Source organism: Micromonospora sp. NPDC050980, assembly GCF_040653835.1.
In the GTDB taxonomy this organism is placed as follows: Bacteria; Actinomycetota; Actinomycetes; order Mycobacteriales; family Micromonosporaceae; genus Micromonospora.
The window spans coordinates 44,117-68,067 of the sequence record NZ_JBFAGS010000022.1 but is presented as its reverse complement, the minus strand read 5'-3'; the positions used below and the strand labels follow the sequence as shown (position 1 = coordinate 68,067).

The window sequence follows — 23,951 nt, the reverse complement described above, 5'->3', positions numbered from 1 at the left end:
GCGGTCAGGAGACGGTGCAGGCGCTCCCGTTCAGGGTGAAGCCCGTCGGCCTCGGGTTGGTGCCGGTGTGGGTGCCGTTGAAGCCGAAGCTGGTCGACGCCCCGGGCGCGAGCGTCCCGTTGTAGGAGACGTTCGACGCGGTCACCGACGTGCCGGTCTGGGTGACGTTCGCCGACCAGCCCTGACCCACCTTCTGGCTGGTGCTCGGGAAGGTGAAGGCGAGGGTCCAGCCGTTGATCGCCGTCGGGCCGGTGTTGGTGACGGTGAGGTTCGCGGTGAACCCGGTGTCCCAACTGTTCGCCGTCCAGGTCACCGCGCAGCCGCCGCCGGTCGGCGGGGCCGTGGTGGTGACCGTGACGCCGGGCGAGGCCGGCGACACGTTCCCGGCCGCGTCCACCGCGACCACGGTGAACGTGTACGTGGTGGAGGCGGTCAGCCCGGTCACCGCGAGCGTGGTGCCGGTGGTGGAGCCGACCAGGACGCTCCCGCCCCGGTAGACCCGGTAGCCGGTGACCCCGACGGCGTCGGTGGCCGGGCCCCAGGTCAGGGTCAGACCGGTCGGGCCGACGGCGGTGGCGGTGGGCGTGCCGGGGGCGGTCGGCGGGGTGGCGTCGGGCGCCGGGGCGGCCGGCGTGGTGACGGTCAGCGCCGCCGAGGCCGCCGACCGGTTGCCGGCGCCGTCGAGCGCGCGCACGCTGAACGAGTACGTCCGCTCGGGCGCCAGCCCGGTCACCGCCAGCGTGGCACCGGTGGAAGCGGTGACCACCGGGTCGCTTCCGGCCGAGGTGCGGGTGACCTCGTAGCCGGCCAGGCCGCTGCCTCCGGTGTCGGTGGAGGCGGGCCAGGTCAGCGTCAGACCGGTCGCCGTGACGCCGGACGCCACCGGGGTGCCGGGCACACTCGGCGCGGTGGTGTCCGGCGTGGCCGGGCCGGGCTCCTCACCCCACACCCGGACCCCGCCGGAGTAGAGCGGCACCTTGCGGTTCGGTCCGGCGGTGGCCTGGTACGACGGGTCGTTCGTCGGGTCCCAGGTGCCGCCCTCCGGCACGCCGATCTTGAACTGCACCTCCATCCGGTGCTGCGACTGCCCGGCCGGCGCGATGGTGTAGCCGGTGCAGTCCACCTCGACGTACCAGATGTCGCCGCTGAACTGCTTGGCGGTCGACGGCGACGGGCACCCCTGGGTGTAGCCGGGCGTGACGGTCACCGGGCCGGTGCCGTCGGGCCGGAAGTAGTACCGGAACTTTCCGGTGGTGAGGGCCCGGGCCGGGAACGCCGACTTGTTGTAGATGATCGCCTTGAGCCCGGTGGCCCGCGGCTCGGCCTGCATCACCGTGGTCTCCACGGTCAACTCGTCCAGGTCGGGCGTCTCGGCGGTCGGGAAGCCGGCGCGCGGGCTGCCGCCGTACTCGTCGGTGAGCCGGGCCAGCGCGGAGGTGATGCCGGCGTTGTAGTCGGTGGCCACCTCGTTCATCACGTAGTCCGAGCGGCTGTCGGTGTAGGCGTCGTTGGCCGACGACGGGCCGCCGACGAGCGCGCCGTAGAGCACGTGCCGGGTCTCGGTGGGCACGGTCTGGCTGTCCCACCAGGAGCCGTGCGCGGTGCGGTGGTGCGGATTCTTCGGCGGGTTGGCGCCGAACCCGATCATGTAGCTGAAGTTGCGCGGGTTGTCACCGAGCGCGTAGTCGACCTGCCGGACGGCGAAGTCGTGGTAGCGGGCCTTGCGGGTCGCGTCGGTGGTCTTGTCACTGTAGACCAGCGCGGCGAACGAGGTGTTCGCGGCGTAGCGCAGCGCACCCCAGGAGTCGAGCACCGCCATCCCGCCGGGCGAGTACGGCACCCGCTGCCCGTTGACGCCCACGGTCCAGTAGTCGAGCCACCGGTTGGCGTCGTCGACGTACTTCTGCTTGCCGGTCAGGTTCGCCAGCAGCACGTACGCGCCGAACTGCTTGTTGTCCCAGGCCAGCGTCCACTTGTAGGAGCGGGTGGTGGACTGCGGCTCGGTGCCCAGCTTGTCGTACTCGCTCTCCGCCTTGGCCAGGTAGGACGCGTCGCCGGTGGCCCGGTAGAGCCAGATCGCGCCCCAGACCAGCTCGTCCTGGTAGCCGCTCCACGACTTGTAGAACGAGGCGGCGTCGGTGATGCACTCGCTGTAGGACTTCCGCACCGTGTCGGCGAACGTGTAGAGCTGCTTGGCGTGGCCGAGCAGCTTGTCCGCGTAGGCCGCGTCGGTGGAGCGGAACACCATCGACGACGCGGCCATCGCGGCCGCCGTCTCGCCGGCCAGGTCCGCGCCGCCACAGCTCGCATCGATCTTGTACGCGGGCCGCGCCATCGGCAGCACCTCCGCCGGCCCCCACCACTTGTGGTCGTCGTCGCCCTTGCCGACCTGGCCGTAGAGCACGTTCGGGGCCGGGTGCGCCTTGACGAAGTAGTCGTTGACGAAGCGCAGGTTGTTGAGCAGGTGGCTGAGCTGGCCGGAGGCGACGTAGCCGTCCCGGTACTCGACCGCGCCCCAGGCGAGCATGGTGGTGCTGAACGCCATCGGGAAACCGAACTTCACGTGGTCACCCGCGTCGTACCAGCCGCCGGTGAGGTCCACGCCGACGTCGGCGCCGTCGGTCAGCGCGGAGTCGCCGCGCCAGGAGACGCGGTTCCAGGCCGGCTTCTTGCCGGACTGCTGGGCCTCGTAGAAGAACAGGGACTTCTGCAACGCCTCGGCGTAGTTGAACGCGGGCGCGGCCTGCGCCTGCGGGGCGGCGGCCGGCGCGGCGGCGGCCGGGGTCGGCACGGCGGCGGCCAGGGCGGCCACCAGCGCGGCGCCGGCGGCGAGCAGGCGGTGGGACGGGCGACCGCGCGGCGGCGGGGTCGGTCGGGGCATGGCGAGCTCCTGTGGAGGATGGGCTGCCGCACGGCGGCCGACCTGACGAAGGACGGTGCGGCCGGGCCACCGTGCGGCGGTGGTGGTGGGTGGACCAGAGGGCGCGGGAGCGCTCCCATGGATAGTCGACAATCTAATCCCGGGGCCCGCTCGTTGGGAAGACGACCGCGACCCCACCCCACGCGATACTCGCCGGTAACTTAAATCACATCGATGCGCTGTTGCCCGCCGCGCGACGGGCACGGGACAGTCGCCCCACCCAGCGGCGTCGACGCCGCCGCTGTCCGGATGGATGCACGAAGCCCGGCGGTGGCCATCCTGGGCCGTGTCCGTCGGGCTTGCGAGCAGGGTCGAGACTCCTCGGTCAATCCGGTCGTCGGGCCACCACCGCCAGGGCCATGCCGAAGAACTTCAGCGGCGACCGTTCGATCGCGTCGGTCACCGGCCGGATCCGCTGACCGAAGCCGGAGCGGTCGAACGGCGGCATGATGTAGTCCACCGCCACCGTCTCCAACCCCGCCCGGCGGAGCTGCCCCGACAAGCCCCGCGCGGTGAAGGAACGGGCATCGGCCAGCCGCCGGTGCAGCGGAACGATCCACGGCAGGAACGGACCCCGCGCCGGCCGGTACCGCTTGCCTCGGATCAGGAAACCGTGCGTCTCGATCGGGAACCACCGGTTGGGAGTGGTCAACGCGAACCGGCCGCCCGGCGCCAACACCCGGTGCACCTGCCGCAACGCCGCATCGAGATCATCGATGTGCTCCAGCACCTCGATGGCGGTGACCAGGTCGAAACTCTCATCCGGGTAGTCCAGCTCGGTGGCGGACAACTCCCGCACGTTGATCTTCTGTGCCGCCGCCGGATCCCCCGCCAGCCGCTCCCGGAACAGCTCCAACCGCTCCTGCTGGATGTCGACCGCCTCGATCTGCTCGAATGCGTTCACCAACCGCATCGTGTACGTGCCATCCCCACAACCGATCTCCAGCAACCGCCGGCCGCTCAACGATGTGTGCCGGCCCAGCGTTCCCAGTCTCTTCGCTACCCCCCGCTCGCCGAAAGCACTGCCATGTCCCAGTCCGAGTTGCCCCGTGGCTTCAGTCACGGTCGCCGACTCTATCCATATTTATCGCTCGGGTGGGGGGGGTCCACATGACCCAGTCATCGGTGGCCGAGATGGTCATCCCGTCGCACCGGCCCTCTCGAACGTGACGAGGAGGCGGTCGCAACCTGGCTACCTCCGCCCGGTGACACGAACGGGGCCCCCGCACCGGGGGCCCCGCCGTGTCACCGTCCCCCGCATCGGAGGTCGGTCAGGGTGGCGCCGGGAGGCGCCGGTTGCGGCCCCTCCGCCCGGTCCCGCGACGTGCCGCGCCGTTGCGGCTCGCCCGAGGGCCCGGCCGGACGGCCGTGAGATCAGATCGAACCCGACCGCTGGCTCGGCAAGCCGTGGCCGGCCCGCGCCGGCAGGGCCGTCCCCGTGCCACAGCCGGCCTGCGCCGGCGGCACCGGCCCCGCGACCCGGCCGGCCGGAGGCGCCGGAACGGGAGCCAGCGGTACGGTCGCGGTCAGCAGGCCGCCGTCGCGCTCCAGCGCCGTCGGCCGGTCCAGCCGGCGCAGCGTCCGCAGCATCGGGGTGTTCTCGGCCTGCACGTGCAGCACCAACGCCGCGAAACCGGCCCGGTCGGCATGGCCGAACAGGCGGCGCAACAGCGCCGAGCCGAGACCCCGGCGCTGCCAGTCGTCGCGGACCAGCAGCGCCGCCTCGGCCTCGTCCCCCTCGCCGAGCAGGTTGGCCATCGCCACGACCGGCGCCGCCTCCCCGCCGGAGCCGGCCGTGGCAAGCAGGGACACCCCGCGCGCCGGTTCGAGCAGCCGGCGCAGCCGGGCCGGCGAGGGGTACGCCGCCCCGCTCAGGTAGCGCCGCTGCCGACTGCGCGGCGAGCAACCGGCGTGCAACTCCCGTACGGCCGGCGCGTCGTCGGCGGTGGCCGGCCGCACCGACACCTCGGCGCCGTCCGGCAGCACCAGCGTGACCCGGTCGGCGTCCCGGCGGCCCAGCGCCGCCGCCAACTCGACCAGGGCCTGCGCCCGGGCGTACTCGGCCGGGGTGAAGCTCGGCTCCCGGCGGCGCAGCTCGTAGCCGCCGCCCGCCGGGTCGGTGAGCAGCATGGTGGTGCCGCCCACGCCACCCGGGGCGGGCGCGGGCGTGGGCCGCCACGTCACCACGTCCGCGCCGAGCAGCGTCCGCAGCGTCGCGCCGGCCGCCTCCGGGTCGCGGACCAGCCGCCCGGCCAGCCCGAGCACCCGGGTCGGCTCGTCGGCCAGGCCACGCGCCTCGCTGCGCGCGACCCAGCAGTCCCCGCCCCGGCCCCGCTCCACCGCGGCCCGCAACTCGGCCTCGGTGAGCTGCTCCGGCGCGTCGACCAGGAAGTCGTCGACCGCGCCGACCTCGGTGGTGTGCACCTGCACGGTGAGGATGTTGACCCCGCGCAACGCGAGGCTCGCCGTGAGCACCGACAGGTAACCCGGCCGGTCGTCCACGGTGGCTCGAATCCGCCACAGCGCCATGATGTCTCCCTTCCTCACCACCGACCATGCCGGTCACCTGTTGCGCGCCCGTTGCCCCCCGGTGACGGGCCGCCCCCACCTCAGGTGATCGTGGTCACCGGCGGCGTGCCCACCAGGTCGAGCCGGTCACCGAGGATCACCGCGCTGGCGCGGACGAGCTGGGCGAGCCGGTCCACCTCGGTGGAGTGGAACGCGGCGGCCGAGAGCGGCTCACTGTGATCGCGGGAGACCACCAGCACCAGGCCGGCCCGGCCGAACGGCGCGACCGCGTAGTGGTGCCCCTCCGGGCTGGTCATCGGACGGGCCCGCAGCGGAGTCACCTCGGGCAGCCGGGGCGGCGTCGGAGCCCGCCAGCTCGCGTGGCCCACCGTGGCCGAGCCGCCGTCGCCGCTGCGCGCGGCCCAGTCCAGCGGGACCACCGCGGCCACCGCCCAGTCCGCGGCGAGCAGCCCCGGGACCGCGTCGACGAGCGTGGCCACCCCGTCGGTGGGGTTCGCCGCCACCTGGGCGAGCAGTTCGGCGTCCTGGCCGGTGGTGGTCGGCGCGCCGATCGCCCGCCACACGCCGTCCACCCGCACGCCGGGGATCGCGGCCAGCCCGGCGAGCAGCCGTTCCACCCGCGCCGCACCCGGCCAGACGACGGTGAAGTCGTCGACCGCCCGCCCGCCGAGCCGCTCCAGCACCACCACCTGCACGATGTCGGCGCCGGAGACGCCGAGTGTCCGGGCCACCTGGCCGAGCGTGCCCGGTCGGTCCGGCAGGGTCACCCGAACTCTCAGCAGCATGTCTGATTCCCTCCGCTCGGCGGGCCGGCGACGGCCGGCAGGCTGGGGCCCAGCCTGCCGGCTGGCCGTTTCGTCCCCGTTGCCGCGGCATGTCCCGCCGGGAAAATCCGACCTTGACAACAAAGCTGAGCTGCCATCAACTATCCGGATGACCGATCCGGCCGTCGACGCTGCCCGGCCCCCGACCGGTCCGGCCCCACGCGGGCTCGACCTCGACCGGCTCGCCGCCCACCTGGCCGCGCACCGGCCGGAGCTGGCCGGGCCGCTGAGCGCCCGGCTGATCGCCGGGGGCAAGTCCAACCTGACCTACCTGCTGCGCGCCGGCGACCGTGAGGTGGTGCTGCGCCGGCCGCCGCTCGGGCACGTGCTGGCCACCGCGCACGACATGGCCCGGGAGCACCGGGTGATCTCGGCGCTGGCCCCGACCGGCGTGCCGGTCCCCGAGGCGCTGCTGCTCTGCGCCGACGAGAGCGTCATCGGTGCGCCCTTCTATTTGATGGCCAAGGTCGACGGCGAGGTCTACCGGCAGCGGGCGCAGACCGACGCGCTCACCGCCGACCAGCGGCACGATCTCGCGCTGGCGATGATGGACACGCTCGCCACCCTGCACCGGGTGGAGCCCGCCGAGGTCGGCCTGGCCGACTTCGGCCGCCCGGACGGCTACCTGGCCCGGCAGGTCCGCCGCTGGGCCGGCCAGCTCGACCGCTCCCGCAGCCGCCCACTGCCCGGCATCGACGAGCTGCGCGACGCGCTGGCCGGCAGCGTGCCGGAGGGGGCGAACGCGGGCCGGGTCGTGCACGGCGACTACCGGCTGGACAATCTGCTCGCCACCGTCGACCCGGTGGCGGTGCGGGCCGTGCTCGACTGGGAGATGGCCACGCTCGGCGACCCGCTCGCCGACCTCGGCCTGCTGCTCACCTACTGGGACGTGCTGGGCGGCAGCGAGCACGCCGAGGGCAACCCGGTGGCCGACGGCGTCGGCCCGCGCGCCGGCTTCCCCACCGGGGCCGAGCTGATCGACCGCTACGCCGGGCGCAGCGACGTCGACGTCGGCCCGCTGCACTGGCATGTGGCGCTCGGCTGCTTCAAGCTGGCGGTGATCTGCGAGGGCATCCACTACCGTCACACCCTCGGGCAGACCCTCGGTGAGGGCTTCGACCGGATCGGCGGGATGGTGGCGCCGCTTGTCGCGCACGGTCTGCACGCGGTGAGGGAGAGATAGCATGGAGTTCGCGTACGACGACCGGACGGTCGAGCTGCGGCAGCGACTGGAGGCGTTCCTCACCGAGTGCGTCCTCCCGGCCGAGCCGGTGCACCACGAGCAGGTGCTTGCCGCCGGCGACCCGTGGGCCCGCCCGCCGGTGATGGACGAGCTGAAGGCCGAGGCCCGCAGCCGCGGCCTGTGGAACCTCTTCCTGCCGGACGCACGCTACGGCGCCGGCCTGACCAACCTGCAGTACGCGCCGCTGGCCGAGCTGACCGGGCACAGCCCGCACCTCGCCCCGGAGGCGCTCAACTGCGCCGCGCCGGACACCGGCAACATGGAGCTGCTCGCCGAGTTCGGCTCCGACGCGCAGCGGGCACGCTGGCTCACGCCGCTGCTCGCCGGCGACATCCGCTCCGCGTTCTGCATGACCGAACCGGAGGTCGCCTCCTCGGACGCGACGAACATCGCCACCCGGATCACCCGCGACGGCGACCACTACGTGGTCAACGGCCGCAAGTGGTGGTCGTCCGGGGCGATGGACCCGCGCTGCGAGATCTTCATCGTGATGGGCAAGACCGACCCCGACGCCGACCGGCACCGCCAGCAGAGCATGATCCTGGTCCCCCGGGACACCCCGGGCGTCACGGTCCGGCGCGGGATGACGGTCTTCGGCTACAGCGACGCCCCGCACGGCGGGCACGCCGAGATCGACTTTTCGGACGTCCGGGTGCCGGCGGAGAACCTGGTCGGCGCCGAGGGCACCGGCTTCGCCATCGCCCAGGCCCGGCTCGGCCCGGGCCGGATCCACCACTGCATGCGGCTCGTCGGCATGGCCGAGCGGGCGCTGGAACTGCTCTGCCGGCGCGCCCTCGACCGGGTCGCGTTCGGCCGCCCGCTCGCCGAGCAGGGCGTGGTGCGGGAGTGGATCGCCGAGTCCCGGGTCCGGATCGAACAGGCCCGGCTGCTGGTCCTCAAAACCGCGTGGCTGATGGACACCGTCGGCAACAAGGGCGCGCACACCGAGATCCAGGCCATCAAGATCGCCACGCCGGCGATGGCCGAATGGGTGATCGACAAGGCGATCCAGGCGTACGGCGGGGCCGGCGTCAGCCAGGACACCCCGCTCGCGGCGCTCTGGGCCCAGGCCCGCACGCTGCGCCTGGCCGACGGCCCCGACGAGGTTCACCGCGCCTCCCTGGCCCGCCGCGAACTACGCCGCCGATCCTGACCCACCCACCCCATCCCACCCCCACGCTCGCTGATTCACGGAAAGAGTGGTCATCGCACGCGACATGGCCACTCTTTCCGTGAATCAGCGGGGACTTGGGCGGGTCAGGCGGAGGCGCGGTGGATCAGCTCGGTGTCCAGGAGGACGTGCGGGGAGGGGACGTCGTCGCCGCGGATGCGGGAGACGAGGAGGCGGGCCATCTGCCGGCCCATCTCCTCCACCGGCTGGAACACCGTGGTCAGCGGCGGCTCCGCCTGACGGGCGATCGGGGCGTCGTCGAAGCCGATCACCGCTACGTCCTCGGGCACCCGGCGACCGGCCTCGCGCAACGCGCGCAACGCGCCGAAGGCCATCAGGTCGGAGGCGACGAAGACGGCGTCCAGATCCGGGCAGGCCTCCAGCAGCCGGCGCATGGCGGCGGTGCCGCTGCCCTCGCTGAAGTCCCCGTACGCGATCAGGCCCGGCTCGACGGCGCCCCCGGCGGCCCGCACCGCCTCCCGGTAGCCGGAGAGGCGGGCCAGGCCGGCGCCCATGTCCTGCGGGCCGGCGATGGTGGCGACCCGCCGCCGCCCCTGGAAGAACAGGTGCTCGACCGCGTGCCGCGCACCGCCGACGTTGTCCACGTCGACGAACCACGCCGGCTGGGCGTTCGGGTGCAGCATCCGGGCCGGCCGGCCGCCGAGCACCGCGGGCAGGCCGCGCTCCTCCAGCAGCGTGGGCAGCGGATCGGAGTCGTGCAGCGAGAGCAGAAGCACGCCGTCGACGTGCTGGTTGGTCAGATGGTGCTCGACCCGCTCCCGCTCGATCGGCGACTGCACCATGGCCAGCCAGAGCTGCATCGGCGTCTCCACCAGCCCGGAACTGACGCCCCGGACGATCGCCGCGAAGAACGGCTCGGTGAAGACCCGCTCCCCCGACTCGGAGACGACCAGGGCCACCGAGTCGGTCCGCTGGGTGACCAGCGCCCGGGCAGCCCGGTTGGGCACGTACCCCAGCTCGGCGATGGCCTGCTGGACGGCGGCCCGGGCTTCCGGACTGACCTGCGGCGAGCCGTTGACCACGCGGGAGACCGTGCCGCGCCCGACGCCGGCGCGGGCCGCGACCGCGTCGAGGGTCGGGCGCCCGAGCGAGCGGGTGCGCTGCGTTGTCATCGTCTGTGCTCCTCCGACGGGCGGGCGGGCCCGGCACGGTTGAGGCTCCGGTGCCGGGGCCGCCCGTTACTGGCTGGCCCAGCTTATTGTGCGGCCAGGCCGTTGCGTCGGATCACATCGGCGTACCACCTGGCGCTGGACTTCGCGATCCGGGCCTGCGTGTCGTAGTCGACATAGACCATGCCGAACCGCTTCGTGTAGCCCCAGGCCCACTCGAAGTTGTCCATCAGCGACCAGGCGAAGTAGCCCTTGAGCGGCACCCCGGCCTCGATCGCGGCGTGCGCCGCGCGCAGGTGCGCGGCGAAGTAGGCCAGCCGGTCGGGGTCGTCGACCCGACCGTCGACCAGCGCGTCGACGAACGCCGAACCGTTCTCGGTGACGTAGAGCGGCAGGTCGGTGTAGTCCCGGTGAACCCGCTCCAGCGTCTCCAGCAGGCCCGGGGCGTCGATCTCCCAGTCCATGTCCGTCACCGGCACCCCACGGGTGACGAACCGGACGTCCTCGCTGCCCGGCCAGCAGGACGGGGCCCGCCAGTAGGGCTCCGGCTCGCCGCCCTCGACCGGCGCGGCGACCACGTGCCGGCTGTAGTAGTTGACCCCGACCATGTCCAGCGGGGTGGAGATGGTCGCCAGGTCACCGTCGCGGACGTGCCCGAAGTCGGTCAGCTCGCGCAGGTCGGCGACGAGATCGGCCGGGTACGCGCCGCGCAGCACCGGGTCGAGGAAGAAGCGGTTGGCCAGCGCGTCGATGCGACGGGCCGCGTCCGCGTCGGCGGCCGAGCCGGTGGCCGGGGTGACCGGGTAGAGGTTCACCGTGATGCCCAGCTCCGCCTCGGGGCGCGCGGCCCGCACCGCCTGCACCGCCAGCCCGTGCCCGAGCATCAGGTGGTGCCCGGCCCGGACCGCGTCCGTGCCGTTCGAACGGCCCGGCGCGTGCACGCCCGAGCCGTAGCCGAGGAACGCCGAGCACCACGGCTCGTTCAGCGTGGTGAAATACCTCACCCGGTCGCCGAGCTCGTCGGCGACCAGCTGCGCGTACTCGGCGAACCGGCCGGCGGTGTCCCGGGCCGGCCAGCCGCCGGCGTCCTCCAGCGGCTGGGGCAGGTCCCAGTGGTAGAGCGTCACCCAGGGCTCGATGCCGTGGCCGAGCAGCTCGTCGACCAGGCGGCGGTAGAAGTCCATCCCCTCCTGGTTGGCCGCGCCGGTGCCGCCCGGCTGCACCCGCGGCCAGGAGACGGAGAAGCGGTAGGACCGCAGCCCCAGTTCGGCCATCAACCGCACGTCGTCCGGCATCCGGTGGTAGTGGTCGCAGGCCACGTCGCCGGTGTGCCCGGCCACCGTCCGACCCTCGGTGTGGCTGAAGGTGTCCCAGATCGACGGCGTACGGCCGCCCTCCGCCGCGGCGCCCTCGATCTGGTAGGCGGCCGTGGCCGCGCCCCAGAGGAAGCCGGGCGGGAAGGTGACGGCCGGGCCCTCGTCGAGGACGCCGACGGCGGGCGGGCTGGCTGGGTTGCTCACGACTTGACGGCGCCTTCCATGATGCCGCCGATGATCTGGCGGCCGAACAGAACGAACACGACGAACAGGGGCAGGGTCGCAATCAACGTACCGGCGAAGATCTGCGAGTTGTCGGCGAAGTAGGCGGTGTTGAGGCTACGCAGCGAGATCTGGACGGTGGGGTTGGACGGGTCGGCCAGCACCACGAACGGCCAGAAGAACTGGTTCCACTGTTCCATGAAGGTGAGCAGGCCGAGCACCGCGGCGGCGGGGCGCAGCGCGGGCATCACCACGTGCCAGTAGACCTTCCAGGTGGAGCAGCCGTCCACCCGGGCGGCCTCGATCAGCTCGTTCGGGACCGCCTGCTCGGCGTACTGGCGCATCATGAAGATCCCGAAGCCGCCGATGAGGAACGGCACGGTCACCGACGGCATCGTGTTCAGCCAGTCGAGCTTCGCCATCAGGATGTAGAGCGGCAGCACGCCGAGCTGGATCGGCACCATCATCGAGGCCAGGATGATCAGCAGCAGCGCGTTCTTGCCCCGGAACCGGAGCTTGGCGAACGCGAAGCCGGCCAGCGAGCCGAAGAAGACCGTGGCGACGGTGATCGTCCCGGAGACCAGGAACGAGTTCATCAGGCCCTTGACGACGTTGGCGTCGCCGTTGGCCAGCACCCGTTGGATGTTCTCGCCGAGATTGCCGCCGGGCAGGAACGGCGGCGGCCAGGAGTTGGCCGCGTCGTTGGTCCGCGACGCGATCACGATCATCCAGTAGAACGGGAACAGCGACAGGATCACCCCGAGGACGAGGCCGAACCAGGTGAGCGGGCTGGCCTTCCAGAGCCGCTCGGCCTGGTGGGTGGCCTTGGCCGGCGCGGGCGGCCGGGCGGGCGGGCGGAGCGTGGTGGTCGTCATCTCGTCACCTTCACTTGTCGGAGCTGATGCGCCGGGCCAGCAGGTAGTTGACCGTCGACATCAGCGCGATGAGCACGAAGAGCACGAGCGCGACCGCACCGGCGTAACCCCACCGGAAACGCTGGTTCATCACGTCGAGCAGGTACATCGTGATGGTCTGGAACTGGCCCTGCGAACCGCCGGAGAGGCCGCCGGAGCCGCTGGTGAACAGCAGCGGCTCGGTGAACAGTTGGAGCCCGCCGATGGTCGAGATGATCAGCGTGAAGATGATCGTGGGACGGAGCTGCGGGACCGTGATCGACCAGAACTGGCGCCGGCGGGAGGCGCCGTCCAGCGCCGCGGCCTCGTACATGTCCTTGCTGATCGACTGCATGGCGGCCAGGTAGATCAGCGCGTTGTAGCCGACCCAGCGCCAGTCGACCATGGTGGAGATGGCGAACCAGGAGGCGAAGCGGTTCGCCCGCCAGTCGATGGGGTCCAGGCCGACGCTGTCCAGCAGCCAGTTGATCAGGCCGAAGTCCTTGGCGTAGATCATCGAGAAGATCAACGCGACCACCGCGGTCGAGGTGATGATCGGCATCGCGATGGCCATCCGGAAGAAGGTCTGCGCGCGCAGCCTCCGGTTCAGCGCGTTGGCCAGCATCAGCGCCAGCATCAGCTGGGGCACGGTGGAGAGCACGAACATGCCGAACGTGTTCACCACCGCGTTCCAGAACTGCGGGTCCTCGGTGATCAGCTCGACGAAGTTGTCCAGCCCGACGAAGGAGATCGTCGCGTTCAGCGGGGACCGGTCGGTCAGCGCGATCCAGACCGTGTAGACGATCGGGTACGCGCTGAACACCGCGAAGATCAGGAAGAACGGCAGGACGTACAGGTAGGGGGAGTACTTCAGGTCCAGCTTCGTGGTCGAGCTGGCGCGGCGGTGCGAGGTGCGGGCGCGCGGCGGTCGGGGCTCGGGCGGCGCCGTGGCGTGCAGATCGAGGCTCATCAGGAGTCCTTCTCCTCAGCCGGCGTCGCCCGCCACACGGGCGACGCCGGGCACTGCGGGCACCGCGGGTGGCGCCGGCAGCACGGGGCTGCCGACGCCACCCGCGGGCGGCTCAACCGGTCACTTGCCGGCGGCCGCACCGTTCTTCAAGGCCGCCTGCCACTGCTCGTCGGCCGACTTGCCCTGCTCCACGGCGCGCAGCGTGTTCTCCACGGCGGTGCGGACCGCGTTGTTCTTCGGGCCGAGGTAGACCGGCTTCAGGTCGCTGGCGCCGGCGGCGAAGATCTTGCCGACCGGGGCCTTGCTGAAGTACTCGTTGGTCGAGTCGGCCACGGCCGGGTCGGCGAGCGCCTGCGGGTTGGACGGCAGGTTACCGACCGCCTTGTACGCGCCGATCTGGCCCTGCGCGCTGGTCAGGAACTTGGCCAGCTCCGCGGCCTCCTTCTGGTGCTTGCTCGACTTCGGCACGCCGAGGAAGGAGCCGCCCCAGTTGCCGCCGTTGCCGGGGGCCTTGGCGATGTCCCACTTGCCGGCCGCCGCGTCACCGGCCTGGCCCTTGATCACACCGGTCATCCACGCCGGGCAGGCGATGGTGGCGAAGGTGCCGTTCTTGAACCCGGCGTTCCACTCGTTGGAGAACGACTGCAGGTTGTTCGACAGCCCGGCGCCGATCATCTTGGTGGTCAGGTCGTACGCCGACTTGACGTCCGGGTTCTGGTCGATGACCAGCTTGTTGCTCTTGTCGTAGTAGGTGTAGCCGGTGCCCTGGCCGGCGACCTGCATGAGCACCACGTTGTAGAAGTTGGTCGCCGAGTCGACGAACTTGTGCTTCTTGTCGGCGGCGGCGAACTTCTGGCCGGTGGCGATGAACTGGTCCCAGGTGGGCCAGAGCGCACCGACCTGTTCGCGGTCGGTGGGCAGGCCGGCGGCCTTGAACAGGTCGCTGCGGTAGCACAGCGCCATCGAGCCGACGTCGGTGCCGAGGCCCAGCACCTTGCCGTCGGGGGTGGTGCCCTGCTCCCACTTCCACGGCAGGAAGTTGCCCTTGAGGTCGTTCGCGCCGTGGTCGGCGAGGTTCACGAACTTGTCGGCCTGGGCGTAGAACTGGACGATGGTGCCCTCTTCCAGGGCCACCACGTCGCCGGCGCCCGACCCGGCGGTGATCTGCTGGGTCAGCCGGGTGTTGTAGTCACCGAGGCCGAGGCCCTTGCCACGCTCCTGGATCTTGACGTTCTTGTGCTCGGCTTCGTACTGCTTGTACAGGTCTTCGTAGCCGAAGCCCTGGTCGCCGAAGACGTCGACGACCAGGGTGACCGGGCCGTCGCTGTCGCCGCTGCTGCTGCCGCCCGACGAATCGTCGCTGCACGCGGTGGCGGTGGCGAGCACCGCGACCGACGCGAGCGCGATGGCCGCGAGCTGCCGACGGCGGATTGGGACGCTCATCCGAGACCCCTCTTTCGGTGGTGAGGCGAGTTGATCGTGTGGTGGGGGGTGCGTTTCGCGCCGGGCCGGAGCGGGCAGGGAAGAGATTCACACCACTCCCGGGAGCGCTCCCATGAGATTGCCGGGAGGTAACAGGGGTGTCAATAGGCCGGTGGGAGCGTTCCCATTTCGTTACCGCGTGCTCCCCCGCCCGTCGACGGGTCCGCTCAGCAGCAGCGACGCAGCAACGTGGTGACGCGGTCGGCGGCGAACCCGGCCGGGTCGAACGCCGGGCCGGCCCACTCCCGCATGGCCGCGCGCTCCGGATGCGCCGGATCGGCGAGCGCGGCCAACAGCACGGCGTAACCCTCCGGGCCGCCCACGCCCTCCGGCGGCGCGGCCCGCTCCCCGTCCACGCAGACCGGGTAACGCTCGTCCGGGTCGACGGCGCACACGTCCTCCACCACCAGGTCGTGCTCCCACCAGTCGCCGAAGTCGTAGGTGTAGCGGAACCGGTCGCCCTTGCCCACCACCGCGTCCAACCGGACGTCCAACTCGTCGCGCAGCGCCAGCTCGCCGCCCGGATCGGGCTCGCCGTACTGCCGCCCGTCGATCTCGAACGAGTGCAGGCGACAGTCGCGCCAGCCGATCGCGTGCTGGATCACCCGGTGCAGCCGGTCCAGCGTGTAACCGCCGGGCACCAGCACCCGCCGCCAGACCGGCGGCCGGACGCCGGCCAGGGACACCATCAGCTGGAAGATCCGACGCGGCACGTGGTCCCGTCCTTCCTCGGCATAGGCTGCCCGCATGATCTGCCGAGCCTGCCGGGAGCGGCGGCACGACGACTGTCCTGGCCGGAAGTGGTGCGACTGCCAGCACCGTACCCCCGAACCCACCCCGCCGGTCACCGGTCCGGCCCGCACATGAGCGTCGGAACCCCGATCGAACGGAGCTGGCCAGCACCCGTCACCGGTCCGCTGACCGACCCGCAGCTCACCGCGCTCTACGGACGCGCGCCGCGACCGCACCTGCGGGTCAACTTCGTCGCCAGCGCGGACGGCGCGGTCACCCTGGACGACTACTCCGCCGGGCTCTCCGGCGAGCCGGACAAGCGCGTCTTCGGGATGCTGCGGATGCTCTGCGACGGCCTGCTGGTGGCCGCCGGCACACTGCGCCACGAGGGCTACCGCGCGGTGCGGCTGGATGCCGGACGCCGCGCCTGGCGCCGCGAGCGGGGCCTGCCCGAGTGCCCGACACTGGTGGTGGTCTCCGGCTCGCTCGACCTCGACCCGGCCCAGGGCTGCTTCGCCGACGCCCCGGTCCGGCCGCTGGTGCTCACCCGCGACGACGCCGAACCGCCGGCCGGGCTGACCGAGGTGGCCGACCTCGTCCGCTGCGGCGCCGACCGGGTCGACCTCGCCGCCGGCCTGGCCGAGCTGCGCCGCCGCGGGCTGGAACAGGTGCTCTGCGAGGGCGGGCCACACCTGTTCGGCGCGCTCACCGCCGCCGACCTGGTCGACGAGCTCTGCCTGACCGTGGCCCCGCTGCTCGCCGGCGCCGGACCCGGCCGGATCGCCGCCGGCGTCGCCGGCGACCCCCGGCGCCTGCCGCTGCGCCACGTGCTGGTCGCCGCCGACGGGGTGCTGATGCTGCGCTACGCCCGCGACCCGGGCGACCCGCCACCCGCCGGCGCCGCGCCCGCCGCCTGAGCCCGCTCGATCCCCCGCCCGCCGCCGGAGCCTGCTCGACCCGCCGTCCGCGCCCGCTCGACCCGCCGTCCACGGCACCGCCAGAGCGCGCTCGCCGCCACGGCACACCTGTGCCGGATGGCGGCGCGGACACCCATGGCGTTGCACCGGGTCGCACCCGCCTCATCCGGACCTGGCGGGCGGACCCTCGGACCCCTGGCGCGCGGGCGCCGGGGCGGAGCACAGAGTCGCCGGGGCCGTACCCGACGTGGCGGGGAAATCCGGAGCGCGATCGGTCGACGTGGCGTCCGCCGCGTCGCGTGGCAACCTGTCGCATCTCTCGGGCAGGATGCAGGACGTGCGCCGCGACCGGAACGACCAGCCCACCGGAGACCGCCGATGACCGACGACCAGCTCGACGGGCCCGGCGAGGGTGTCGGCCGGGTGCTCGGCACCGCCGACGCCACCCCGCTCACCTTCTGGACCGCCGTCGCCCCGGGGAGCTACCTGCAACTCGACGACGTGGTGGTGACCCGGCGGGAGCTGCCCGACCGCGAGCCGGTGACCATCGCTGGCGTGGTGACCCAGGTGCGCGCCCGGCACGAGGGGGCGCAGTTCGACTCGGACGTCTTCGCCATCGCCGACGGCACGCTGCCGGCGCAGGTGCAGGAGGCCGCCGAGGTCACCACCACCCGGGTCGACCCGGAGTTCTACGTCCCGCCCACCCCGGGCGCGGTGGTGCACCGGGCCGAGGGGGACGCCCGGGCCCGGGCGCTGCACTTCGACCGGATGGAGCGGCGGATCCCGATGGGGATGGGCCGCGACGGCGTGCCGGTCTACCTCAACGCCGACTTCCTCGACGGCACCCGGGGCGCGCACGTGTCGATCTCCGGCATCTCCGGCGTCGCCACGAAGACGAGCTTCGCCACCTTCCTGCTCTACTCGGTGTTCCGCTCCGGGGTGCTCGGCGGCGACGCGGTCAACGCCAAGGCGCTGATCTTCAACGTCAAGGGCGAGGACCTGCTCTTCCTCGACCACCCGAACAGCCGGCTCGACGACCCCACCCGCGCGGCGTACGCGAAGCTGGGCCTGGACGCCGGCGCGTTCCCGGACGTGCGGGTCTACGCCCCGCCCCGGGTCGGCGACTCCTCCGGCACGCCGGACGTGAGCAGCCGGCTCACCGGCGTGGACAGCTTCTACTGGACGCTGAGCGAGTTCTGCGCCGACCGCCTGCTGCCCTACGTGTTCGCCGACGCCGACGACGAGCGCCAGCAATACACCATGGTGGTCCACTCGGTCGCCGCCCACCTGGCCCGCCACGCCCAGCCCGCCGACGGCGGGGTGAGCCTCGACGGGGTCCGCCTCGGCTCCTACGCCGATCTGGTCGACCACGTCGTCGAGCAGCTCAACGACGACGAGACCCGGGGCGAGTGGGCCGGCAGCGCCGTCGGGTTGGGCACCGTGAACGCGTTCGCGCGGCGGCTGATCGGCAGCAAGAAGGACCTGGGCCGGCTGATCCGGGGTGACCTGGCGACCCGTCGCCCGCACTCGATCAACACGGCGGAGAGCGCCCAGGTCACCGTGGTCGACCTGCACAACCTGCCGGACCGTGCCCAGCGCTTCGTGGTCGGCGTGACGTTGAAGAGCGAGTTCGAGCGCAAGGAGAAGGCCGGCACCGCCAAGCCGTTGCTCTTCGTCGTGCTCGACGAGCTGAACAAGTACGCGCCGCGCGAGGGCTCCTCCCCGATCAAGGAGGTGCTGCTCGACATCGCCGAGCGGGGCCGCTCGTTGGGCGTGATCCTGGTCGGCGCGCAGCAGACCGCGAGCGAGGTGGAACGGCGGATCGTCACCAACTCGGCGATCCGGGTGGTCGGCCGGCTCGACCCGGCCGAGGCGTCCCGCCCGGAATACGGCTTCCTCCCGCCCGCCCAGCGGCAGCGCGCGCTGCTGGCCAAGCCGGGCACGATGTTCGTCAACCAACCCGACATCCCGGTGCCGCTCTGCCTGGAGTTCCCGTTCCCGGCCTGGGCCACCCGGGTCTCCGAGGCGGGCCGCCCGCCGTCGGAGACGCTACGGTCGATCACGCAGTCCGCCGACCCGTTCGCGGTGGTCGGCTCCGGCTCCTCCGACGACGACATCCCGTTCTAGGCGGCACCCACCATGAAGATCCTGCACACCTCCGACTGGCACGTCGGCAAGGTCCTCAAGGGGCAGTCCCGGGCCGAGGAGCACACGCAGGTCCTCGCCCAGGTGATCGACATCGCCCGGGAGGAGCGGCCCGACCTGGTGCTCGTCGCCGGTGACCTGTACGACACGGCCGCACCCACCCCGGAGGCGACGCGGCTGGTCACCCGGGCGCTGACCGCGCTGCGCCGCACCGGCGCCGACGTGGTGGCGATCGGCGGCAACCACGACAACGGCGCGGCGCTGGACGCGCTGCGCCCCTGGGCCGACGCCGCCGGCGTGACGTTGCGCGGCAGCGTGCGGGAAAACCCGGCCGAGCACGTCGTGGACGGGGTGACCCGCGACGGCGAGCGCTGGCGGGTGGCGGCGCTGCCGTTCCTGTCCCAGCGCTACGCGGTCCGGGCGGTGGAGATGTACGCGCTGACCCCGGCCGAGGCCAACCAGACCTACGCCGACCACCTGGGCCGGGTGCTCGACAAGCTGGCCGAGGGGTTCACCGAGCCGGACCGGGTGCACCTGGTCACCGCGCACCTCACCGTGGTCGGGGCGAGCACCGGCGGCGGCGAGCGGGACGCGCACACCGTGCTCGGCTATGCGGTGCCGGCCACCGTCTTCCCCGGTAACGCGCACTACGTGGCGCTGGGCCACCTGCACCGCTCGCAGCGGGTGATCGGCCCGTGCCCGATCCGCTACAGCGGCAGTCCGCTCGCGGTCGACTTCGGTGAGCAGGAGAACGTCGGCTCGGTGACGATCGTGGAGGTCACCGCGACCACCGCCGCGCGGGTCCGGGAGGTGCCGGTGCCCGGCGCGGTGCCGTTGCGCACCGTGCGGGGCACGCTCGCCCAACTCGCCGAGATCGCGCCGCCCGACGGCTGGCTACGGGTCTTCGTCCGGGAGCAGCCCCGCGCCGGGCTGCGCGAGGAGGTGCAGGAGCTGCTCCCCCGGGCGTTGGAGATCCGGATCGACCCGGAACTGATGCCGACGCCGGGCAGCGGCACCCGCACCGCCCAGCGGGCCGGGCGTTCCCCGCGCGAGTTGTTCGCCGACTACCTGGGCAGCCGCGGCCACGCCGACGAGGGCGTCCGGGAACTCTTCGACGAGCTGCTCGAGGAGGTCGAGCACTGATGCGGCCGATTCGGCTGGACATGGCCGGCTTCACCGTCTTCCGCGAGGAGACCACCGTCGACTTCACCGACGCCGACTTCTTCGCGCTCGTCGGGCCGACCGGTTCGGGCAAGTCGACGGTGCTCGACGCAATCTGCTTCGCCCTCTACGGCACGGTGCCGCGTTGGGGCGGCACGCGGGGGCTGGCCAACGCGCTCGCGCCGTCGGCCACCGAGGCGCGGGTCCGGCTGGTCTTCGAGTCCGCCGGCGACCGCTACGTGGCGACCCGGGTGGTGCGCCGCGACGGGCGGGGCACGGTGAAGACGGCCAACGCCGGCCTCCAGCTCATGCCGCCCGGTTTCGACGTCACCAAGCTCGACACCGGGCTCAGCCCGGACGACCTGGGCGACGTGGTGGCCGGCACGCCGGCCGAGATGGAACAGGCGGTGCTCGACGCGGTCGGGCTGCCCTACGAGCAGTTCACCTCCTGTGTGGTGCTGCCGCAGGGGCAGTTCGCCGACTTCCTGCACGCCAAGCCGGCGACCCGCCAGCAGATCCTGGTCAACCTGCTCGGGCTGGGCGTCTACGAGGGGGTGCAGAAGAAGGCGGTCGAGCGCGCCGGGCAGGCCGAGGCCAAGCTGGAGACGGTCGACAAGATGCTCGGTGGTCTCGCCGACGTCGACGACGCGAGCCTGGCGAAGGCCACCGACCGGGTCGACGCGGTGCGGGAGTTGGCCGGGGCGGTCACCGCGGCCGTACCGGAGCTGGAGCGGGCCCGGGCCGCGGCGGCCGAGCGGGCCGCGGCGCTGGCCGCCCTCGACGCCGAGCTGGCGGTGCTGGCCGGGGTCCGGCCGCCAGACGGCACGGCGGAGCTGGCCCGGGCGGTGACCGCCGCCCGGGTGGCCGCCGACGAGGCGACCGCGGCGGTGGGGCTGGCCGAGGAACGGGAGGAGAAGCTCCGCGGTGAGTTGGCCGCCGCCGGCGACGAGAGCACGCTGCGGGTGCAGCTGCGGGCGTACGCCGATCGGGAGCGGTTGACCGGCGAGGCGGCGACGGTCCGCGCGGCGGTCGACGCGGCGGGCACCGAGCACGACGCGGCGGTGGCGGCGCTGGCCGCCGCGCGGGCCACCGCCGAGCGGGCCGAGGTCGAGTTGGAGGCGGCGTTCCGGGCGCACGAGGAGGCCAAGGCAGCCGACCAGGCGGTGGCGCTGCGGGCGCACCTGGTCGACGGCGCGCCCTGCCCGGTGTGCGAGCAGGTGGTCACCGCGGTGCCGGCGATGCCGAAGGGTTCGGCGGTGAGCCGGGCGATCGCGGCCGGCAAGGCGGCGCGGGCGGCCAGCGAGGCCGCCAATCGGGTGCTGACCGAGCGCGACGCCGCCGCCCGCGACCTGGACCGGGTGCTGCTGCGGGTGCGCGCCGAGCACGACGGGCTCGCCGCCCGGCTGGCCGAGCTGGACGGGCAGCTTGCCGACGCCCCGGCGGCGGACGCGCTGCGCGCCTCGTTGGCCGAGCACGCCCGGCTCCGGGCGGCGCTGGACGAGGCGGCCGGCGCGGTCCGCGCCGGCCGGGAGGCCGCCCGGCGGGCCCGGGGCGCGCTCGACGGCGCGCAGGACCGGCTGCGCCGTGCCTGGCGCGAGTTCGACGCGGTCCGCGACGGGCTGGCCCGGTTCGGTCCGCCGGCCGCCGACCGGGAGGACGTGGCCGCGGCCTGGGCGGCGCTGGCCGGCTGGGCCGGCGAGCAGGCCGAACGGCGGCGGGCCGACCGGGGCGGGCTGGCCGACTCGGTCGACGCGGCCGAGCGGGCGGCGGCCGAGGTGGCCGACCGGATCGCCGCGTCGTTCACCGGCGCCGGGCTGGGCGCGCCGGCCGACCCGATGCGGGACGTGGCGGTGGCGGTCGAGCGGGCCGAGGCGGAGTTGCGCCGGCTCACCGAGCGCCGCGAGCAGGCGGCCGAGCTGCGCGAGCAGCGAGCCGGTCACGAGCGTGAGGCGCGGGTGGCCCGCGCGCTGGCCGGGCACCTGCGGGCCAACAACTTCGAGCGGTGGCTGCTCACCGAGGCGCTGGACCTGCTGGTCGACGGCGCGTCGCGGATCCTGCGGGAGCTGTCCGGCGGGCAGTACGACCTGATCCACGACAAGGGCGAGTTCTTCGTGGTCGACCACCACGACGCGGGGCTGCGGCGCGGGGTGCGGACGCTGTCCGGTGGGGAGACGTTCCAGGCGTCGCTGGCCTTGGCGCTGGCCCTGTCGGAGCAGCTGGCGGGCATGTCCACGAGCGCGGCCAGCCTGGAGTCGATCGTGCTGGACGAGGGCTTCGGCACCCTGGACGCGGCGACGCTGGACACGGTCGCGGCGACGCTGGAGAACCTGGCCGCCCGGGGCGACCGGATGGTCGGCGTGGTCACCCACGTGCCGGCGCTGGCCGAGCGGATCCCGGTCCGCTTCGAGGTCCGCAAGGACGCGCGCACCGCCCGCATCGAGCGGACGGGCCTGTGACCGGACCGGCCGGGGCGCCGCCCCGGTTCTTCGTCGACTCGTGGGATCCGGCCTATGGGGCGTCGTTCGAGGCCGCGGGCGGCTCCGGGCCGGCAGCGCCGAGCAGCGCCCAGGTGGAGGCCGACGTCGAGCTGCCGGTCACCGACTGGCGGGCGATCGACGTCCGGCCGGGGGTGCGGGCGCCGGACGTGGTGCTGCTGGTCGACGGCGTACGCCGGATCGACGCCAGCGTCTGGACGGCCGAGGAGGACGGCGGGTCGTTCCCCGGCATCGCCGCCTCGTACGCGGCCGGGGTGGTCCGCTGCGACCTGGACCGGGGTGCCGCCGAGCTGGCCGGGGCCCGGGTGGGCCGGGGGCTGTTCACCGCCAGCCCGTCGGCGCAGGACGTGGTGGCCGGCGCGATCCGCTACCCGGTGCACCGGGTCGGCGGCACCGGCGAGTTGAGCAAGTTGCCGGCGGCGGTGCAGGGCCCGCTCACCGCGCTGGAGGTGGCCGTCTCCGACGCGGTGCGCACCGACGACGACCTGCTGGTGGTGGACGGTCCGCTGCGCAGCCGGCGGAACCTGCCGCGCACGCTCGGCTACATCAAGACCCAGCACAGCCAGTATCTGGACGCCCGGCTCACCGCGGTGGTGACCGGGCTGGCGCCGGGCCAGCGCTGCCCGGTGTTCCGGTTGGGCACGGCGTGGGGCGGCTGGTCCTGGTATCTGCGCCTGCCGGTGGCCGCCGGCGCGCCCTGGGCGGGCATCGTGCGGATGGAGTGCTCCGCCGAGCTGAGCGGGCCGGAGGCGATCGCGCTGGCCGACCTGTCGCTGGTCACGCTGCCCCGGTTCGCGTCCACGCCGTACAAGGACCCGCGGGCCCCGCAGAACCTGGTGCCGATCGCCGGGCTGGAACGCAAGCTGCGCGGGATGCTCGGCGACGCGCGGCTGCTGCACCGGGTGCTCACCTCGGCGGCGCGCGGGATCCGGCGCTGATGGGCCGGCGGCGCGACGCCGACCGGGTGGTGGCGGACGTGGACACCGGCCGGGCCGAGCTGGTGCCCGACCGGGACCGGCCCGGCTCGTGGACGCTGCTGCTCGACGGTGCGCCGCAGTCGCACGTGGACCTGGCCGACCCGACCCACCTGGAATTCGAGTACGTCCGGCGGCTGGCCGCCGCGATCGACCTGGCGGCGCCGGCCGGCGCGCCGCTGCGGGTGCTGCACCTGGGCGGCGGCGCGCTCACCCTGCCCCGCTACGTGCGGGCGACCCGGCCGGGTTCGACGCAGCGGGTGTCCGAGGTGGACGGCGCGCTGGTGGAGCTGGTCCGGCGGAAGCTGCCCTGGCCGTCCGACCCCCGGCTGCGGGTGCGGGTGGCCGACGCCCGGGCCACGCTGTCGTCCGGCCGCGACGGCGGGTACGACGTGATCGTCGCGGACGTGTTCGCCGGGGCCCGCACCCCGGCGCACCTGACCTCGGTGGAGTACGCCGCCGAGGTGGCCCGGGTGTTGGCGCCCGACGGCACGTACCTGGCGAACGTGGCCGACGGCCCGCCGCTGCGGCACGCCCGCGGGCAGGTCGCCACTGTGCGTACCGTGCTGCCCCGGGCCTGCCTGGTGGGCGACGCGGCGGTGCTGCGCGGCCGGCGGTACGGCAATCTGGTGCTGGTGGCGTCGCGGATCCAGCCGCCGGTGCCGGAGCTGGCCCGGCGTGCGGCCGGTGACTGGTTCCCCGGCCGGGTGGTGGCCGGCGACGATCTGGACCGGTTCGCCGGCGGGGCCGCCGTGGTGCGCGACGCGGACGCCGTCGACTCGACGCCACCGCCGCCGGGAATTTTTTCCGTCAAACGTTGATCCGAT

Annotated in this window: 18 protein-coding genes; 8 read left to right on the top strand and 10 right to left on the bottom strand. The window is 73.4% G+C overall.

What is annotated here, in order from left to right; genetic code table 11:
- Nucleotides 1–4: 4 nt before the first annotated feature.
- From AB0H28_RS25300 to AB0H28_RS25285, 4 genes are all read right to left on the bottom strand, one after another.
- Entirely contained in the window at nucleotides 5–2,881 is a 2,877-nt protein-coding gene (locus AB0H28_RS25300) for a glycoside hydrolase family 9 protein (protein WP_358044936.1), read from the bottom strand.
- Nucleotides 2,882–3,245: 364 nt separating this feature from the next.
- Nucleotides 3,246–3,983: a class I SAM-dependent methyltransferase gene (locus tag AB0H28_RS25295; RefSeq protein WP_358044933.1), complete on the bottom strand. Its 738-nt coding sequence runs from the start codon at nucleotides 3,981–3,983 to the stop codon at nucleotides 3,246–3,248.
- Nucleotides 3,984–4,294: 311 nt separating this feature from the next.
- Entirely contained in the window at nucleotides 4,295–5,449 is a 1,155-nt protein-coding gene (locus AB0H28_RS25290) for a GNAT family N-acetyltransferase (RefSeq protein ID WP_358044930.1), read from the bottom strand.
- Nucleotides 5,450–5,529: 80 nt separating this feature from the next.
- Complete coding sequence (locus AB0H28_RS25285) at nucleotides 5,530–6,234, bottom strand: amino acid-binding protein (protein WP_358044927.1); 705 nt, start codon at nucleotides 6,232–6,234, stop codon at nucleotides 5,530–5,532.
- Nucleotides 6,235–6,382: 148 nt separating this feature from the next.
- On the opposite strand from AB0H28_RS25285, the gene AB0H28_RS25280 reads away from it, so the two are divergent.
- Both AB0H28_RS25280 and AB0H28_RS25275 read left to right on the top strand, forming a co-directional pair.
- Complete coding sequence (locus AB0H28_RS25280) at nucleotides 6,383–7,456, top strand: phosphotransferase family protein (RefSeq protein ID WP_358044924.1); 1,074 nt, start codon at nucleotides 6,383–6,385, stop codon at nucleotides 7,454–7,456.
- A 1-nt stretch (nucleotide 7,457) separates the two neighbouring features.
- Nucleotides 7,458–8,669: an acyl-CoA dehydrogenase family protein gene (locus AB0H28_RS25275; protein ID WP_358044921.1), complete on the top strand. Its 1,212-nt coding sequence runs from the start codon at nucleotides 7,458–7,460 to the stop codon at nucleotides 8,667–8,669.
- Between the two features lie 104 nt (nucleotides 8,670–8,773).
- Here AB0H28_RS25275 and AB0H28_RS25270 read toward each other — a convergent pair whose 3' ends face one another.
- From AB0H28_RS25270 to AB0H28_RS25245, 6 genes are all read right to left on the bottom strand, one after another.
- A complete protein-coding gene (locus AB0H28_RS25270; protein WP_358044918.1) occupies nucleotides 8,774–9,820 on the bottom strand; it encodes a LacI family DNA-binding transcriptional regulator in 1,047 nt (348 codons plus the stop codon).
- An 83-nt stretch (nucleotides 9,821–9,903) separates the two neighbouring features.
- Nucleotides 9,904–11,337 (bottom strand): GH1 family beta-glucosidase, encoded by a 1,434-nt coding sequence (locus AB0H28_RS25265; protein WP_358044915.1) that lies wholly within the window; start codon nucleotides 11,335–11,337, stop codon nucleotides 9,904–9,906.
- Nucleotides 11,334–12,230: a carbohydrate ABC transporter permease gene (locus AB0H28_RS25260; RefSeq protein WP_358044912.1), complete on the bottom strand. Its 897-nt coding sequence runs from the start codon at nucleotides 12,228–12,230 to the stop codon at nucleotides 11,334–11,336. The genes AB0H28_RS25265 and AB0H28_RS25260 overlap by 4 nt, the downstream gene beginning before the upstream one ends.
- Before the next feature lie 10 nt (nucleotides 12,231–12,240).
- A complete protein-coding gene (locus AB0H28_RS25255) occupies nucleotides 12,241–13,218 on the bottom strand; it encodes a sugar ABC transporter permease (RefSeq protein ID WP_358044910.1) in 978 nt (325 codons plus the stop codon).
- A 120-nt stretch (nucleotides 13,219–13,338) separates the two neighbouring features.
- Nucleotides 13,339–14,661 (bottom strand): extracellular solute-binding protein, encoded by a 1,323-nt coding sequence (locus AB0H28_RS25250; protein WP_358044908.1) that lies wholly within the window; start codon nucleotides 14,659–14,661, stop codon nucleotides 13,339–13,341.
- A 206-nt stretch (nucleotides 14,662–14,867) separates the two neighbouring features.
- On the bottom strand, nucleotides 14,868–15,413 hold the full coding sequence (locus AB0H28_RS25245) for a plasmid pRiA4b ORF-3 family protein (protein WP_358044978.1): 546 nt from the start codon (nucleotides 15,411–15,413) through the stop codon (nucleotides 14,868–14,870).
- 150 nt (nucleotides 15,414–15,563) lie between these two features.
- Between AB0H28_RS25245 and AB0H28_RS25240 the strand changes: the two genes are divergently transcribed.
- From AB0H28_RS25240 to AB0H28_RS25215, 6 genes are all read left to right on the top strand, one after another.
- A complete protein-coding gene (locus AB0H28_RS25240; protein WP_358044905.1) occupies nucleotides 15,564–16,349 on the top strand; it encodes a pyrimidine reductase family protein in 786 nt (261 codons plus the stop codon).
- A 378-nt stretch (nucleotides 16,350–16,727) separates the two neighbouring features.
- The gene (locus tag AB0H28_RS25235; RefSeq protein ID WP_358044902.1) at nucleotides 16,728–18,476 is read left to right on the top strand and encodes an ATP-binding protein; all 1,749 of its coding nucleotides are present in this window, start codon (nucleotides 16,728–16,730) and stop codon (nucleotides 18,474–18,476) included.
- A gap of 12 nt (nucleotides 18,477–18,488) precedes the next feature.
- Nucleotides 18,489–19,637: an exonuclease SbcCD subunit D gene (locus AB0H28_RS25230; RefSeq protein ID WP_358044899.1), complete on the top strand. Its 1,149-nt coding sequence runs from the start codon at nucleotides 18,489–18,491 to the stop codon at nucleotides 19,635–19,637.
- Entirely contained in the window at nucleotides 19,637–22,111 is a 2,475-nt protein-coding gene (locus AB0H28_RS25225) for an SMC family ATPase (RefSeq protein ID WP_358044896.1), read from the top strand. The genes AB0H28_RS25230 and AB0H28_RS25225 overlap by 1 nt, the downstream gene beginning before the upstream one ends.
- The gene (locus tag AB0H28_RS25220; protein ID WP_358044894.1) at nucleotides 22,108–23,088 is read left to right on the top strand and encodes a hypothetical protein; all 981 of its coding nucleotides are present in this window, start codon (nucleotides 22,108–22,110) and stop codon (nucleotides 23,086–23,088) included. Before AB0H28_RS25225 ends, AB0H28_RS25220 begins: the two co-directional genes overlap by 4 nt.
- Nucleotides 23,088–23,945 carry a fused MFS/spermidine synthase gene (locus AB0H28_RS25215; protein WP_358044891.1) on the top strand — a complete coding sequence of 286 codons (858 nt, stop codon included), beginning with the start codon at nucleotides 23,088–23,090 and terminating at the stop codon, nucleotides 23,943–23,945. The genes AB0H28_RS25220 and AB0H28_RS25215 overlap by 1 nt, the downstream gene beginning before the upstream one ends.
- The last annotated feature ends 6 nt before the right edge of the window (nucleotides 23,946–23,951 follow it).

Coding starts and splice junctions, on each gene's coding strand:
- AB0H28_RS25300 (WP_358044936.1), bottom strand. CDS start 2,881: ATGCCCCGACCGACCCCGCCGCCGCGCGGTCGCCCGTCCCACCGCCTG.
- AB0H28_RS25290 (WP_358044930.1), bottom strand. CDS start 5,449: ATGGCGCTGTGGCGGATTCGAGCCACCGTGGACGACCGGCCGGGTTAC.
- AB0H28_RS25285 (WP_358044927.1), bottom strand. CDS start 6,234: ATGCTGCTGAGAGTTCGGGTGACCCTGCCGGACCGACCGGGCACGCTC.
- AB0H28_RS25280 (WP_358044924.1), top strand. CDS start 6,383: ATGACCGATCCGGCCGTCGACGCTGCCCGGCCCCCGACCGGTCCGGCC.
- AB0H28_RS25275 (WP_358044921.1), top strand. CDS start 7,458: ATGGAGTTCGCGTACGACGACCGGACGGTCGAGCTGCGGCAGCGACTG.
- AB0H28_RS25270 (WP_358044918.1), bottom strand. CDS start 9,820: ATGACAACGCAGCGCACCCGCTCGCTCGGGCGCCCGACCCTCGACGCG.
- AB0H28_RS25260 (WP_358044912.1), bottom strand. CDS start 12,230: ATGACGACCACCACGCTCCGCCCGCCCGCCCGGCCGCCCGCGCCGGCC.
- AB0H28_RS25255 (WP_358044910.1), bottom strand. CDS start 13,218: ATGAGCCTCGATCTGCACGCCACGGCGCCGCCCGAGCCCCGACCGCCG.
- AB0H28_RS25250 (WP_358044908.1), bottom strand. CDS start 14,661: ATGAGCGTCCCAATCCGCCGTCGGCAGCTCGCGGCCATCGCGCTCGCG.
- AB0H28_RS25240 (WP_358044905.1), top strand. CDS start 15,564: ATGAGCGTCGGAACCCCGATCGAACGGAGCTGGCCAGCACCCGTCACC.
- AB0H28_RS25235 (WP_358044902.1), top strand. CDS start 16,728: ATGACCGACGACCAGCTCGACGGGCCCGGCGAGGGTGTCGGCCGGGTG.
- AB0H28_RS25230 (WP_358044899.1), top strand. CDS start 18,489: ATGAAGATCCTGCACACCTCCGACTGGCACGTCGGCAAGGTCCTCAAG.
- AB0H28_RS25225 (WP_358044896.1), top strand. CDS start 19,637: ATGCGGCCGATTCGGCTGGACATGGCCGGCTTCACCGTCTTCCGCGAG.
- AB0H28_RS25215 (WP_358044891.1), top strand. CDS start 23,088: ATGGGCCGGCGGCGCGACGCCGACCGGGTGGTGGCGGACGTGGACACC.